Genomic DNA, 14,848 nt, shown 5'->3' with positions numbered 1-14,848 from the left:
GCAAGGACTCCCATGCTCCACGGCTACATCCCGCCCCACCGCTTCCTGCCCTACCTGAGCTGGACCGAAATCGCGGCGCTCCCCGACCGCGAGAACACCGTTGTCGTGCTTCCCTGCGGCGCCATCGAGCAGCACGGCCCGCACCTGCCGTGCTCGGTCGACAGCGTGATCGCCTCGGGCGTGATGGGCCGGGCGCTCGAGAAACTCCCCGCCGAGGTGCGCGCGTTCGCGCTGCCCACCATCACCTACGGCAAGTCGGAAGAGCACCTGCACTTCCCCGGCACGATGACGCTGACCGGCACCACGCTGCTGTCGACCGTGACCGAGATCGGCGAGTCGGTCTACCGCGCGGGTTTCAGGAAGCTCCTGTTCGCCAACGGCCACGGCGGCCAGCCGCAGGTGCTGGAGATGGCGGCGCGCGAACTGAGGCTGCGCCACGGCGATTTCGTGGTGGTGCCGCACGGCGTGTCGCGGCTGCCGAACGCGTCGAGCAAGCAGATCAGCGAGCAGGAAAAGCGCCTGTCGATGCACGCCGGCCATTCCGAGACCGCGCTGATGCTGGCCCTCGCACCCGACACGGTGCACATGGAGCGCGCGGCGGCCAACTTTCCGCCGCCCTTCCCGATCAAGCTGCTGTCGGCCGACGGCCGTCCGGCCTGCGCATGGACCGCGCGCGACTTCGGCCCGAGCGGCGTCATCGGCGACCCGACCAGCGCCACGCGCGAGCAGGGCATCGAGATCCTGGAGACGCTTTCCGACAGCTGGGTGCAGGCGCTGACCGAGCTGCACGCGCTGCGCTGGGTGGTGCGCGAGGAGCCCACCTGGGAGCGCGGCCACCAGCAGGGCTTCATCCAGCAATCGTTCACGCCGGCTTGAGGCGCACGGCGCGCGTCTTGCATCGACTTTCTTCTTCTTATTCATCCAGCCTTCGAGAGGTCCCCACCATGCGTTCCTTCGCTCTTTCCCTGGCCGGCGCCGCCGCGCTTTCGCTCCTTGCCGCCGCCGCCCCCGCGCAGGCCCAGGACAAGTTCACCTACATGACCAACTGGTACGCCCAGGCCGAGCACGGCGGCTTCTACCAGGCGGTGGCGCAGGGCATCTACAAGAAGTACGGCCTGGACGTGACCATCAAGATGGGCGGCCCGCAGGTCAACATCACGCAGATGATGGCGGCCGGGCAGGCCGACTGCATCATGGGTTCGAGCGACATCCAGATGATGCAGGTGCGCGAAGGCGGCGTGCCAGTGGTCAACGTGGCGGCTTTCTTCCAGAAGGACCCGCAGGTGCTGATCGCGCACGACGACGTGAAGAAGTTCGAGGACCTCAAGGGCAAGACGCTGCTGATCGGCGCGCAGGCCAACCGCGGCTACTGGCCGTGGCTGAAGGCGAAGTTCGGCCTCGTCGACGAGCAGACGCGGCCCTACACCTTCAACATCCAGCCCTTCGTGGCCGACAAGAACACTGCGCAGCAGGGCTACCTGACCTCCGAGCCCTACGCCATCCAGAAAGCCGGCGTGAAGAGCACGGTGCTGATGTTCAGCGACCACGGCTTCCCCGCGTACGCGACCACGGTGTCGTGCATGGAGAAGACGGTGAAGGACCGCAGCAAGCAGGTCGCCGCCTTCGTGAAGGCCTCGGCCGAGGGCTGGAAGAGCTACCTCGCCGACCCGGCGCCTGCCAATGCGCTCATCAAGAAGGACAACCCCAACATGACCGACGACCAGCTGGCCTACAGCGTGGCCAAGCTCAAGGAGATGGGCATGGTCACCGGCGGCGACGCGGCAAAGCTGGGTATCGGCGTCATGACGGATGCACGCGCCAAGGCGAGCTACGACTTTCTCGTGAGCGCCAAGCTGCTCGACCCCGCGAAGGTCGATCTGGCCAAGACCTACACGACGGAGTTCGTGAAAGACGCCAAGGTCATTCCTTGACTCCCCCCCAGGCTGCGCGCACATCGTGTCGCTTCGCCCCCCTGCCGGGGGCAACACCAGCGGCCCGGCCAAGCCGGTTCCGCGGTGTTCCACGAAGAAACCGCGACCGCCAACGCGCATTTCCCACGCAGCTGCATGCCGGAGAAACCTTTCAGTGAATCGCATCGAACCTCACACCCTCGCCCCGCCGACGGCACCTGCCGTGCCCGCGGTGGAAGTGCTCTCGGCCGAGAAGACCTACCCCAACGGCACGCAGGCGCTGCTGCCGGTGGACCTGTCGATCGCCGAAGGCGAGTTCGTCACGCTGCTCGGCCCCTCGGGCTGCGGCAAGAGCACGCTGCTGAAGATGGTGGCGGGCATGCTGGAGCCGAGCGACGGGCGCCTCCTGGTGTGGCGCAAGCCCGTGAGCCAGCTGCACGACAGCGCGCGGCGCATGTCCTTCGTGTTCCAGTCGCCCACGCTGATGCCGTGGGCGAGCGTGCAGACCAATGTGCGGCTGCCGCTCGACCTGGCCGGCGTGCCGCGCAAGGAGGCCGATGCGCGGGTGATGGAATCGCTCGCGCTCGTGGGGCTGGAGAAGTTCGCCGATGCGCTGCCGCGTGCGCTCTCGGGCGGCATGCAGATGCGCGTGTCGATCGCACGCGGGCTGGTCACGCAGCCAGACCTGCTGCTGATGGACGAGCCTTTCGGTGCGCTCGACGAGATCACGCGTCACCGGCTCGACGCCGACCTGCTCGAGCTGTGGCGCAAGAAGAAGCTCACTGTGATCTTCGTGACGCATTCGATCCATGAAGCGGTGTTCCTCTCCAGCCGCGTGGTGATGATGGCCGCGCGCCCGGGTCGCGTGGTGGAGCAGTTCCAGATCGACGAGCCGTATCCGCGCAGCGCCGAGTTCATGGTGACGCCCGAGTTCGCGAAGTACGCCAAGCGTCTGCAGGACAGCCTGCTGCGCGCAAGCCAGGGCGACGAGGAGCACGCCCGATGAAGCGCATGCCTCTCTTGAACCAGCCGCGCGTGCAGCGGGTGCTGTACCCGGTGCTGATCGGCGTGGTGCTGGTGGCGCTGTGGCAATGGATGGTGGTGGCGATGGAGTTGCCGCCTTACCTCGTGCCCTCGCCGTATCTCATGATGCAGACGCTGGTGACCGACTGGGCGCCGCTGGGAAACGCGCTGCTGGTGACGCTCAAGATCACGGTGCTGTCGTTCGCACTGGCGACGGTGGCAGGCGTGCTGATTTCTTTCCTCTTCGTGCAGAGCAAGCGCATCGAGACCGCTCTCTTCCCGTACGCGGTGCTGCTGCAGGTGACGCCCATCGTCGCGGTCGCGCCGCTCATCATCATCTGGGTGAAGAACCCGGTGGCCGCGATGACGGTGTGCGCGGCGCTGGTGGCGCTGTTCCCGATCATCAGCAACACGACGCTGGGGCTGCGCAGCATCGACCCCGACCTGCAGAGCTACTTCAAGCTGAACCGCGCGACGCGCTGGCAGCAGCTGGTGCGGCTGCGCATTCCGAGTGCGCTGCCGTACTTCTTCGGGGGCCTGCGAATTTCCAGCGGCCTCGCGCTGATCGGCGCGGTGGTGGCGGAGTTCGTGGCGGGCACCGGAGGCTCCGGCGCGGGGCTGGCGTACCAGATCCTGCAGGCCGGCTTCCAGCTGAACATTCCGCGCATGTTCGCGGCCCTGTTGCTGATTTCGCTGACCGGCGTGGCGCTCTTCGTGCTGATGGCCTGGCTCACCAAGGTGGCGCTGGGCTCGTGGCATGCGAGCGAACTTTCCCAAGACTGACATTGCAGACATTCACGACGACCATGAACGCTCCCGCTTCCGCCATCGAGCAACTGCTGCTCGAACTGCCCGACCTCGATTGGATCACCGACGAAGGGCGCGTCACGCGGCTCTCGCAAGATTTCTCGTGGTTCAGCCCCGTGCTGAACCGCCAGCTCAAAGACAAGCGCGCCGACGTGGTCGTGCGGCCGCGAAGTGAAGACGAGATCCGCGCGGTGGTGGGCGCGTGCGCTCGCCGCGGCGTGCCGATCGTCATCCGCGGCAGCGGCACCGGCAACTACGGGCAGACCACGCCGCTCGCGGGTGGCGTGGTGCTCGACATGACGGGCTACAACGCGTGCCTCTGGGTGCAGCCCGGCGTGGCGCGCGCGCAGGCCGGCATCCGGCTCGGCGAGCTGGAGAAGCAGACCAGGCCCTCGGGGCAGGAGATGCGCTGCGTGCCGTCGACCTACCGCAGCGCAACGCTCGGCGGTCTTTTCGGCGGCGGTTTCGGCGGCGTGGGCTCGATCAACTACGGGCCGCTCGGCGCGCCCGGCAACGTGCTCGGCATCCGCGCAATGACCATCGAGGCGGAGCCGCAGGTGGTCGAGCTGCGCGGCGCCGAGGCGATGCGCATGCACCACCTGTGGGGCACCAACGGGCTCGTGCTGGAGTTGGAGATTGCGCTCGCGCCCGCGCATCCGTGGCTCGAGACGCTGGTGACTTTCGACGACTTCGAGAACGCGCTGCACTTCGCCGACAAGCTCGCGAACGGGCCGGGCATCGTGAAGCGGGAGATCTCGTTCTTCGCAGCGCCGATCTCCGATCACCTGGCGCAGCTCGCTGCGCACCTGCCCAAGGGCTGCCACACGGTGCTGTCGCTGGTCGCCGAATCGTGCGAGCCGGCGCTGCTGCAACTGGTCGAGGCGCATGGCGGCACCGTGGGCTACCGCAAGACCGCGGCCGAGGTGCAGAAGAGCAACCGCACGCTGATGGAGTTCACCTGGAACCACACGACGCTGCATGCGCTGAAGGTCGATCCGACGCTGACTTATCTGCAGAGCGGGTTCATCCCCGGCAAGCATGTCGAGCAGATCATCGAGATGGAAAAGCTGCTGGGCGGCGAGGTGATGATGCACATCGAGTTCATCCGCAACGTGGCGGGGCTCATGACCTGCAGCGGGCTGCAGCTCGTGCGTTTCAGCACCGAGGAGCGGCTGGCGGAGATCATCGACATCCACCGGGCGCACAACGTGCACATCAACAATCCGCACGTGAACATCGTGGAAGACGGCAAGGCCGGGGGGCCGTTGCCGCCCGAGATCATCGCGGTGAAGAAGCGCTTCGATCCGATGGGTCTGCTGAACCCGGGCAAGCTGCGCGACTGGCCGGTGCAGCGCGCGGCCTGACGTCGTTCAGCGCTGGCGGCGGCCCAGCGCGAAGGCGATGCCGACGATGGCGAGCATCGCGATCCACAACGGCCACAGGCCGAACGGGGCCACCCATCGCGCGTAGGGCGTGAGCCCGGTGCGGCCCTCGACCGTGGCTTCGAGCACGCCGCGCGTGAGGCGCGGCAACTGGTGCGTCACGCGGCCTTCGGCGTCGATGACGACGGTCGCGCCGGTGTTGGTGGCGCGCACCATCGGGCGTGCGAATTCGAGCGAGCGCATGCGCGAGATGGCCAAGTGCTCGTCGATGGCCACCGAGTCGCCGAACCACGCGATGTTGCTCACGTTGAGCAGGATGGTGGGCGCACTCGCCTCGTTGCGGAAGTTCGCGCCGATCTCGTCGCCGAACAAGTCTTCGTAGCAGATGTTCGGCGCAATGCGCTGGCCCTGCCAGACGAAGGGCGCCTGCGCGAGCCCGCCGCGCTGGAAGTCGCCGAGCGGGATGCTCATCATCTGGATGAACCAGCGAAAGCCCGGCGGAATGAATTCGCCGAAGGGCACGAGGTGGTGCTTGCTGTACTGGTAAGGCTGCTCAGCACCGGGCTGGAAGCCGAGCACGGCATTGCTGTAGCCGGCGCGCCCGCCCAGCGGCAGGCCGACGATGGCCGCCTGCGTGCCGCTGCTGTAGCGCGCCTGGATCGCCTCGAGGTAACCGGCCGGCAGTTGCTGCGGCAGCAGGGGCACGGCGGTTTCGGGTGTGACGACGAGCGAGGCCTTGGCATCGCGCAGCTGTTCGCCGTACCAGCGCAAGGCGGTCTCGATGCCGCCGCCGGGAATGAATTTCTCGTCTTGCGGGATGTTGCCTTGCAGGAGGGCAACCTGGAGGCTGCCGGCGCTGGCGCCGCGCAGCGACGGTGCGACGTGCGGGAAGCCGAACACGAGCGCGATCAGCACCAGTCCCTCAACGGCCTCGGCGCGGCGCGCGAGCGGGCCGAGTGCAGCGAGCGCCATCGCGAACGCCGCGACGGCGCCGATGCCGTAGACGCCGATCCACGGGGCCCACGCGGCCAGCGGGCCTTCCACATGGGCATAGCCGCCGGCGCCCCAGGGAAAGCCGGTGAACCAGCTGCCGCGCACGAGTTCGGCGAGCGTCCAGACCGCCGCGAAGACCAGCGCCCCCGTCACGCGCCCCTTCGGTCCACGCACCACGAACCATGCGGCGGCCACGGCGTAATACAGGCCCAGCGCCGCAGCGAGCGCCAGCACGGCGATGGCGGCCAGCGGTGCCGGCAGCCCGCCGTAGGTGTGCATCGAAATGAAGAGCCACCAGAAGCTGCCGGTGAGCCAGGTGGTCGAGAAGAGCCAGGCATGAAGGCCGGCGCGGCGCCAGCCGGCGCCCTCTGCGCGCAGGCTGCCGAGCAGCCAGACCAGCGCGCCCATCGAGAGAAGCTGAAGCCACCAGAGCGGCCTGCCGTCGAAAGGCCACGCGATCGACAGCGCCTGCGCGAGGCCGGCCAGCGCGAGGCCGGGCAGCCGAAACCGGGCAAGCGTGGAAGAAGCGCGCAAGGTGCGAGCCGTCGCCGCTTCGGGCAGCGGCATCAGTCGGCCGCGTCGCCGCCGCGTGCCGGCGACACCTTGAACCAGCGCACCGCGCCGCCCTTGGTGTGCAGCACCACGAAGTCGAAGCCGCCCATCGCATGGTGCTCGCCGCGCTTGGGCACGTGGCCCATCTCGTGCGCGATCAGGCCGCCGATGGTGTCGAAGTCTTCGCTCAGCTGCTCTTCGTCGAACACGATGCCGAAGGCTTCGGCCACGCGCTCGATGGGCGTGTCGCCCGAGACGCGGTAGGTGTGGTCGGCCAGGCCGAAGATGTCGCCCTCGTCCTCGGCGATGTCGAACTCGTCCTCGATCTCGCCCACGATCTGCTCGAGCACGTCCTCGATGGTGATGAGGCCCGCCACGCGGCCGAACTCGTCGATGACGATGGCCAGGTGGTTGCGGTTGCCGCGGAATTCGCGCAGGAGGTCGTTCAGGCCCTTGCTCTCGGGCACGAAGGTGGCCGGGCGCAGCAAGGCGCGGATGTTCAGGCCCGGCGCGCGCTGCAGCTTGAGCAGGTCCTTCGCGAGCAGGATGCCGATGATGTTTTCTTTTTCGCCCTCGTACACCGGAAAGCGCGAGTGCGCCGTGTCGATGATGAGGTGCAGCAGCGCATCGAAAGGAGCATCGATGTTGATCGCATCCATGCGCGGGGCGGCAACCATCACGTCGCCGGCCGTCATGTCGGCCATGCGCAGCACGCCTTCGAGCATCACGCGCGACTCGGCGCCGATCACCTCGTTGTCCTCGGCGTCGGCCAAGGTTTCGATCAGCTCGTCGCGCGAGTCGGGACCGGGGTGGATGAATTCGGCAAGCTTCTGGAGGAAGCCGCGCTTGTCTTCCCGTTCTACGGGTGCGCGTTCAGGGTGAGGTTCGGCCACTGCGGGAGGGCGTAGTTGAGGAGGGGCAAGGATAACGGATTGCGTGTGACACGCTCTACCGCGCGCCCGGCATAGGCCGTTTCGGGGCCTGCCGGACGAATCAGGGAGCGGACTTGCTGCGGGCGTCTCTCATGCCGCTGCGCACTTCCTGCAGGCTGGCCAGGAAAGCCCAGAACTGCTTGGCGCGGCTCTTGAGGGCGAAGTCGACCGCGGCGTAGTGCTCCAGCGCGATTTCGCTCATTCGGCTGTCGAAGGTGGCCTGCGGCAGTTGCAGATGCGCTTCGGCCTCGGCACCGCTGCGCACCACGGTGGCGCCGGCGTTGCGGGCGATCTTGAGCATGGCGGCGTTTTCGCTCAGCGCATGGATGAAGAGCATGCCCACGCCTTCGTTGCGGGCCACGACCACCGCGCGCTCGAAGAGGCGCGCGCCGTAGCCGCGGCCGCGGGCGTGCGCGGAGACCGACACGCCGAATTCGGCGCAATCGCTGTGCTGGTCGCCGGGCGCGAAGGCCAGGTGGGACATGGCGATCAGTTCGAGGCGGCGGTTGTAAATGCCGAAAAGCTCGTCGCGCTCGAAATCGAGGCTGTCGACGTAGCGCTGGACCTGCTCGTCGGCCGCGGCGTAGCCGAAGCGCAGGTACCGGTCGTGGGGGGTCAGCGCCAGGAGGTGCTGCGCGATGCGCTCCCGCTCGCGGGGGCCGATCGAGCGGATCGGCACCATGACGGGCTGGGGCGACGAGACGGCGCGTGGCTGGGTCTCAACCATCGGCGCTTTCAGGAAAGAGCCGAGGCCGAGAGACGCTTTGAGGAGGGTCTTGGCGGTAAGCATGGCTCGAATGTAAGGGTTTTCCCTTAATCAGCAAGCCAGCAGGGGCACTTCCAAGACACATTCGTGACCCAGTTCCAGGGCGCGTGGCGCCCGAGCAACCAGTCTGTGGTTAAACAGGCACAGCTGTTGTGGCCTTGACACGGTCCAGCACGAAGCTGGTCTTGCAGTCTTCGACGCTGGGGTGCTTGAGCAGGGTGTCCATGATGAAGCGGCTGTAGTGCGCCATGTCGGCCACCACGACGCGCAGCAGGTAGTCCATGTCGCCGGTGAGGGCCGCGCACTCGACCACCTCGGGCCAGGTCTGCACGCTGGCGCGAAAGAGGTCCATCGGGTTGCGTTTGTGGGTCTCGGTGTGCTTTTCGAGGCGCACGTTGAGGTAGGCGGTCAGGCCCAGGCCGATCACCTCGGGGCGCACGAGGGCGACGTAGCGGTCGATCACCCCGCTTTCTTCCAGGCGCTTGACCCGCCGCAGCACCGCGCTGGGCGACAGGCTCACCTGCTCCGCGAGCTGGTCGTAGGTTGCCCGCCCGTCTGCTTGCAGCGTGCGCAAAATGAGTCGATCAATCTTGTCGAGTGCTTCCATCCTCGTATTTTTGCAGGTTTACTGCGCATTTGCCACGAAACGCGCCCAACAACGCTGAAAACTTGAGCGGCATCCAACCTACATTGCAGCACTGGCGTTTTTCGCCTATCTCTTACCCATCGATCCCCCACTTTCTGGAGACCGCACATGAGCCAAGCCGACGCACCCGCCTTCACGCCCTGGGAGAACCCCATGGGCACCGACGGCTTCGAATTCATCGAATACGCGGCACCGGACCCGGTCGCCATGGGCAAGGTGTTCGAGCGCATGGGCTTCACCGCCGTGGCCAAGCACCGCCACAAGAACGTGCTGCTGTACCGCCAGGGCACGATCAACTTCATCCTGAACGCCGAGCCCGATTCGTTCGCGCAGCGCTTTGCGCGCGAGCACGGCCCGAGCGTCTGCGCCATCGCCTTTCGCGTGCAGGACGCCAAGCAGGCCTACGAGCGCGCGACCGCGCTGGGCGCCTGGGGCTTCGCCGACAAGGCCGGCCCGGGCGAGCTGAACATCCCCGCCATCAAGGGCGTGGGCGACAGCCTGATCTACCTGGTGGACCGCTGGCCCGGCAAGAACGGCGCGCAGCCCGGCGACATCGGCAACATCGGCTTCTACGACGTCGACTTCGAGGCACTGCCGGGCGTGTCGCCGCAGCAGGCGCTGTCGCCGGTGGGCAATGGCCTCACCTACGTCGACCACCTCACGCACAACGTGTACCGCGGCCGCATGAACGTGTGGGCCGGCTTCTACGAGAAGCTTTTCAACTTCCGCGAGATCAAGTATTTCGACATCGAAGGCCAGGTCACCGGCGTCAAGAGCAAGGCCATGACCAGCCCCTGCGGCAAGATCCGCATCCCGATCAACGAAGAGGGCAAGGAGCAGGCCGGCCAGATCCAGGAGTACCTGGACATGTACAAGGGCGAGGGCATCCAGCACATCGCGATGGGTTCGGACGACCTGTACGCCACCGTCGACGCGATGCGCGCCAAGGGCGTCGTGCTGCTGGACACCATCGACACTTACTACGAGCTGGTCGACAAGCGCATTCCCGAGCATGGCGAGAGCGTGGCCGAGCTGAAGAAGCGCAAGATCCTGATCGACGGCAAGAAGGACGCGCTTCTGCTGCAGATCTTCAGCGAGAACCAGCTGGGCCCGATCTTCTTCGAGTTCATCCAGCGCAAGGGCGACGACGGCTTCGGCAACGGCAACTTCAAGGCGCTGTTCGAGAGCATCGAGCTCGACCAGATGCGCCGCGGCGTGCTGGCCGCCGCAAAATAAGGCCCCTTTTCAACCGGCCTTATTGCCCAGGAGTCCGCATGCGCAGCACGTCTTCGATCGGTTTGACCTTCATCGCGGCGGCTGCCGCCGTTCTCTCGGGTTGCGCGATGGCGCCGGCGGCAACGCCCGCGGCCACCTCGCATCTGGATGCGGTGCAGAAAGCCGCGGTGCTGCGCATCTGCACCCCGGGCGACTACAAGCCCTTCAGCTTCCAGAAGACCGATGGCGCGTTCGAAGGCATCGACGTCGATCTGATGACGGGCTTCAGCGCCAGCCTCGGCGCGAAGCCCGAATGGGTCAAGACCACCTGGGCCAACCTGCTGCCGGACCTGGCCGCGGGCAAGTGCGACATCGCCGTGGGCGGCGTGTCGGTCACCACCGACCGGCAAAAGCGTGCCTTCTTCAGCGCGCCGTACATGGTCAACGGCAAGACGCCGATCGCGCGTTGCGCCGACGTGGCCAAGTACCAGAGCGTCGCGGCCATCGACCAGCCTTCGACGCGCGTCATCTTCAATCCGGGCGGCAGCAACGAGCGCTTCGCCCGTACCAATTTCAAGCAGGCCAGGCTCACGCTGCACGGCGAGAACGTGACGATCTTCGACGAGATCCTCGCCAACCGCGCCGACGTGTTCGTGACCGAGGCGGCCGAGGCCATCACCCAGCAGAAGCTCAAGCCGGGCCTGTGCGCGGTGAACCCCGACAAGCCGCTGCAGTACGGCGAGATGGCCTGGATGCTGCCGCGCGACGACGTGGCCTTCAAGTCGTACGTCGACCAGTGGCTGCACCTTCAGCAGGCCGGCGGCGACTTCCAGCGCACGATGGACCGCTGGCTCAAATAACCCGAGAAACACGACTCCCCATGGATTCCCCTGCCGCCGTTGTCATTCCCGCCGTCTATGGCGCCTCCGATCGCCCGCCGCGCGGCGACTATTCGCGCGGCGGCTCGGTGCAGGCCGACTACACCTGCCCGCAGGACTGGGCCAGCTACACGGCGGCCGACCACGACACCTACAGGCGGCTCTACGAGCGGCAGGCCGCGCAGTTGCCGGGCCTGGCTTGCGATGCGTTCATCAACGCGCTGCCCTCGCTGGGCGTGAAGGACCGCATCCCGCACTTCGACGAAATCAACGAGCGGCTGCACAAGGCCACGGGCTGGGAGATCGTCGCGGTGCCGGGGCTGATTCCGGAACTGCCCTTCTTCACGCTGCTCGCGAACCGCAAGTTTCCGGTGACCGACTGGATCCGCAAACCCGAGGAGTTCAACTACATCGTCGAGCCCGACGTGTTCCACGATCTCTTCGGCCATGTGCCGATGCTGTTCGACCCGACCTTCGCCGACTACGTCCAACGCTATGGCGCCGGCGGCATCAAGGCGCACGAGCTGGGCGCGGGCGAGAAGCTCTCTCGGCTGTACTGGTACACGGTGGAGTTCGGCCTGATTCGCCAGCCGGAAGGCCTGCGCGCCTACGGCGCCGGCATCCTGAGCTCGGTGGGCGAGCTCAAGCACGCTGTGCTCAGCGAGGAGCCACGCCGCTTGCCGCTCGATCTGCTGCGCGCCATGCGCACGCGCTACAAGATCGACACGTACCAGAGCAACTACTTCGTCATCGAAGACTTCGCACAGCTCTTCGATCTCACGGCACCGGACTTCACGCCGATCTACGAGGCGCTCGAAGTCCAAGCCGACATCGAGCCCGGCGTGCTGCTGCCGGGCGAGACCGGCAAGGCCTGACCGCGCCGCCTTGCGTCTATCGCCTGCGCGACAGCGCGCGCGGACATCCTAGGACAAGCCCGCTGGTGGCTGGGAGCACCTCGCTCCCACAATCCGCGCCAAAGGAGCTTGCATGCAGACATCCGCGCGACAAAACTATCCGGCCGGCGTTCCCGAGGAAATCGATCCCGAGCAGTACCGGTCATTGCCCCATATGTTCGAGGAGGCGTTCGGTCGCTACAAGGATCGGCCGTTCTCAGTCTGCATGGAGCGCTGGATGAACTACGGCGAGCTCGACGTGCTGTCCAAGGCGCTGGGCGCCTGGCTGCAGTCGAAGGGGCTCGCGCCGGGGGCGCGCGTGGCGATCATGCTGCCCAACATTCCGCAGTTCGCGGTCACGATGTGCGGTGTGCTGCGCGCGGGCTATACCTGCGTGAACGTGAATCCGCTCTACACCGCGCGCGAACTAGAGCACCAGCTCAAGGACTCGGGCGCGACGGCGATCGTCATCCTCGAGAACTTCGCGTCGACGCTGGAGCAGGTGATCGAGCGCACGCCGGTCAAGCACGTGGTCATGACCTCGATGGGCGATCTGCTCGGCGGCCTGTATGGCGCGTGGATCACGCTGGCCGTGCGGCACCTGGCCAAGATGGTGCCGCCGTACAAGCTGCCTCTGAGCGACGGGCGCACGGTGACGCCGTTCACGCAAGCCATCTCCGAAGGGCGCGGGCGCACGCTGGCGGCCGACCAGAGCACGCTCGATTCGATCGCCTTCCTGCAATACACCGGTGGCACGACCGGCCTGTCGAAGGGCGCGGTGCTGACTCACCGCAACATCGTGGCGGCGACGCTGCAGGCCGAAGCCTGGTTCACGCCGGCGCTGTCGCGGGCGGGTGACCTCGCAAAGGTCAACAGCATCGCGGCGCTGCCGCTGTATCACATCTTCGCGTTGACGCTGTGCCTGCTGGTGATTCGGCAGGGCTCGCACATGACGCTGATCCCGAATCCGCGCGACTTCGACAAGTTCATCGCGGTGCTGAAGAAGCGGCCTTTCCACATGCTGCCGGCGGTGAACACGCTCTTCAATGCGCTGCTGATGCATCCGGAGTTCAAGTCGATCGACTTCTCGACGCTGTTCGTCTCGCAGGCGGGAGGCATGGCCGCGTCGGAAGGTACGGCACGCAAGTGGTTCGAGGCGACGGGCTGCCCGATGATCGAAGGCTGGGGCATGAGCGAGACCTGCGCGATCGGCACGAACAACCCCGTGTCGAACACCAAGTTCACCGGCACCATCGGGCTGCCGCTGCCGAGCATCGAGATCGCGATCAAGGACGACGAGGGCAATTCAATGCCCGTGGGTGAATCGGGCGAGCTGTGCATCAAGGGCCCGAACGTGATGACGGGCTACTACAACCAGCCCGCCGAGACCGCCGCCGCGTTCACCGCCGATGGCTTCATGCGAACGGGAGATATCGCCGTGATGCAGGAAGATGGCTACAGCCGCATCGTCGATCGCAAAAAGGACATGATCCTTGTGAGCGGCTTCAACGTGTTCCCGAACGAGCTGGAGAACGTGATTTCGCTATGCCCCGGTGTCGTCGAATGCGCGGCGGTTGGCGTGCCCGACGAGAAGCAGGGCGAGGCGATCAAGGTCTTCGTGGTGCGCAGGGACCCCAAGCTTACTGAGGACGCGGTGCTCCAGTACTGCAATGGGCAACTCACTGGCTACAAGCGGCCCAAGCACATTGAGTTTCGCGATTCCTTGCCGAAGACCAATGTGGGCAAGATCCTGCGGCGCGAGCTTCGCACCAGTGCGGGCGCCTGAATGAGCAACGCCCCGGCGGGCGCCGGCTTGCCGGCGAATGTCGTCGTGTTCGAACGAGGGTGGCTGTCGTCGAACAACATCCTTTTTGTCGGGGCCGACGAGACGGCGCTGGTCGACACCGGGTATGCCACGCATGCCGAGCAGACGCTGGTGCTGGTTGAGTCTGCCCTGGGCTCGCGGCCGCTGGACCGCGTGTTGAATACGCATCTGCACAGTGACCACTGCGGCGCCAACGCTGCATTGCAGGAGCGCTATCCGTCAGTTCGAACAGACATTCCCCCTGGGGAAGCGGCGCTGGTGGAGCGGTGGGACGAGCGCGGTCTGAGTTTTCTTGCAACGGGGCAGACTTGCCCCCGGTTTCGCTTCACAGGATTGCTGCAGCCTGGGACGGATTGCCAGCTTGGCGACCGTCCGTGGGAAGTGCACGGCGCACCTGGCCATGATCCGCACTCGATCATTCTGTTCGATCCGGCTTCGCGGACGTTGATTTCCGCGGATGCGCTGTGGGAAAACGGCTTTGGCGTCGCATTTCCCGAGCTGGCGGGAGAGCCATCATTTGACGAGATCGCTGCAACGCTGGATCTCATCGAGACGCTGGCACCTCTGCAGGTGATTCCTGGACACGGTCGTGTGTTCAACGATGTCGGCAATGCTTTGATCACTGCGCGTCGTCGCCTCGCTGGGCTGCAGCGCGATCCGGTGAAGCACGCCAGGCATGCAATCAAGGTGTTGATGAAGTTCAAACTGCTGGAAGCGCAGCAGATCACTCTCAAAGACTGGTCGGAGTGGTTGCAAAGTACGCCGTACCTTGAGGCTATTCGTCTTCGGTTCTTCGAGGGTGAGGAGCTGGATCAGTTGACCCAGGATATCTTGGCTGAATTGATTTCTGCTAGGGCTGCAAAGACGGACGCTCTAGGGATCCGAAATATCTGAATCCTGTTGAAGCGAAATGAAAAGCGCGCCATCCAATGATGTGCGCGCTTTTTAATTGCCAGATCTTTGGGATTTCAAATCCTCAAAGCAAAAAACCCCAGTCATTGCTGACTGGGGTTTTCTGGGCTGTAA

14 protein-coding genes are annotated in these 14,848 nt (G+C 65.9%); 10 read left to right on the top strand and 4 right to left on the bottom strand.

Annotated elements, in window-relative coordinates:
- Positions 1-12 precede the first annotated feature (12 nt).
- From RT97_RS22260 to RT97_RS22240, 5 genes are all read left to right on the top strand, one after another.
- Positions 13-876 carry a creatininase family protein gene (locus tag RT97_RS22260; RefSeq protein ID WP_042581008.1) on the top strand — a complete coding sequence of 288 codons (864 nt, stop codon included), beginning with the start codon at positions 13-15 and terminating at the stop codon, positions 874-876.
- A 68-nt stretch (positions 877-944) separates the two neighbouring features.
- Positions 945-1,931: an ABC transporter substrate-binding protein gene (locus tag RT97_RS22255; protein WP_042581007.1), complete on the top strand. Its 987-nt coding sequence runs from the start codon at positions 945-947 to the stop codon at positions 1,929-1,931.
- Between the two features lie 154 nt (positions 1,932-2,085).
- A complete protein-coding gene (locus RT97_RS22250; RefSeq protein WP_042581006.1) occupies positions 2,086-2,916 on the top strand; it encodes an ABC transporter ATP-binding protein in 831 nt (276 codons plus the stop codon).
- Positions 2,913-3,716 (top strand): ABC transporter permease, encoded by an 804-nt coding sequence (locus tag RT97_RS22245; RefSeq protein ID WP_042581005.1) that lies wholly within the window; start codon positions 2,913-2,915, stop codon positions 3,714-3,716. Before RT97_RS22250 ends, RT97_RS22245 begins: the two co-directional genes overlap by 4 nt.
- Before the next feature lie 23 nt (positions 3,717-3,739).
- Complete coding sequence (locus RT97_RS22240; protein ID WP_042581023.1) at positions 3,740-5,104, top strand: FAD-binding oxidoreductase; 1,365 nt, start codon at positions 3,740-3,742, stop codon at positions 5,102-5,104.
- Positions 5,105-5,110: 6 nt separating this feature from the next.
- Here the strand turns inward: RT97_RS22240 and lnt are convergent, their stop codons facing one another.
- From lnt to RT97_RS22220, 4 genes are all read right to left on the bottom strand, one after another.
- Positions 5,111-6,682 (bottom strand): apolipoprotein N-acyltransferase, encoded by a 1,572-nt coding sequence (lnt, locus tag RT97_RS22235; RefSeq protein WP_080898383.1) that lies wholly within the window; start codon positions 6,680-6,682, stop codon positions 5,111-5,113.
- On the bottom strand, positions 6,682-7,560 hold the full coding sequence (locus RT97_RS22230) for an HlyC/CorC family transporter (protein ID WP_042581004.1): 879 nt from the start codon (positions 7,558-7,560) through the stop codon (positions 6,682-6,684). The genes lnt and RT97_RS22230 overlap by 1 nt, the downstream gene beginning before the upstream one ends.
- Before the next feature lie 100 nt (positions 7,561-7,660).
- The gene (locus RT97_RS22225) at positions 7,661-8,389 is read right to left on the bottom strand and encodes a GNAT family N-acetyltransferase (protein WP_042581003.1); all 729 of its coding nucleotides are present in this window, start codon (positions 8,387-8,389) and stop codon (positions 7,661-7,663) included.
- A gap of 109 nt (positions 8,390-8,498) precedes the next feature.
- Complete coding sequence (locus RT97_RS22220) at positions 8,499-8,972, bottom strand: Lrp/AsnC family transcriptional regulator (RefSeq protein WP_042581002.1); 474 nt, start codon at positions 8,970-8,972, stop codon at positions 8,499-8,501.
- A gap of 147 nt (positions 8,973-9,119) precedes the next feature.
- On the opposite strand from RT97_RS22220, the gene hppD reads away from it, so the two are divergent.
- The 5 genes from hppD (at position 9,120) to RT97_RS22195 (ending at position 14,716) form a co-directional block, all read left to right on the top strand.
- Positions 9,120-10,247 carry a 4-hydroxyphenylpyruvate dioxygenase gene (gene hppD, locus RT97_RS22215; RefSeq protein WP_042581001.1) on the top strand — a complete coding sequence of 376 codons (1,128 nt, stop codon included), beginning with the start codon at positions 9,120-9,122 and terminating at the stop codon, positions 10,245-10,247.
- Between the two features lie 38 nt (positions 10,248-10,285).
- Positions 10,286-11,086: a transporter substrate-binding domain-containing protein gene (locus RT97_RS22210; RefSeq protein ID WP_042581000.1), complete on the top strand. Its 801-nt coding sequence runs from the start codon at positions 10,286-10,288 to the stop codon at positions 11,084-11,086.
- A 20-nt stretch (positions 11,087-11,106) separates the two neighbouring features.
- On the top strand, positions 11,107-11,979 hold the full coding sequence (gene phhA / locus RT97_RS22205) for a phenylalanine 4-monooxygenase (RefSeq protein ID WP_042580999.1): 873 nt from the start codon (positions 11,107-11,109) through the stop codon (positions 11,977-11,979).
- A 112-nt stretch (positions 11,980-12,091) separates the two neighbouring features.
- On the top strand, positions 12,092-13,783 hold the full coding sequence (locus tag RT97_RS22200) for an AMP-binding protein (protein WP_042580998.1): 1,692 nt from the start codon (positions 12,092-12,094) through the stop codon (positions 13,781-13,783).
- Entirely contained in the window at positions 13,784-14,716 is a 933-nt protein-coding gene (locus RT97_RS22195) for an MBL fold metallo-hydrolase (protein ID WP_042580997.1), read from the top strand.
- The last annotated feature ends 132 nt before the right edge of the window (positions 14,717-14,848 follow it).

It is taken from the genome of Variovorax paradoxus (assembly GCF_000834655.1).
In the GTDB taxonomy this organism is placed as follows: domain Bacteria; phylum Pseudomonadota; class Gammaproteobacteria; order Burkholderiales; family Burkholderiaceae_C; genus Variovorax; species Variovorax paradoxus_F.
The sequence above is the reverse complement of the archived record's forward strand: the minus strand, read 5'-3'. Positions and strand labels throughout refer to the sequence as shown.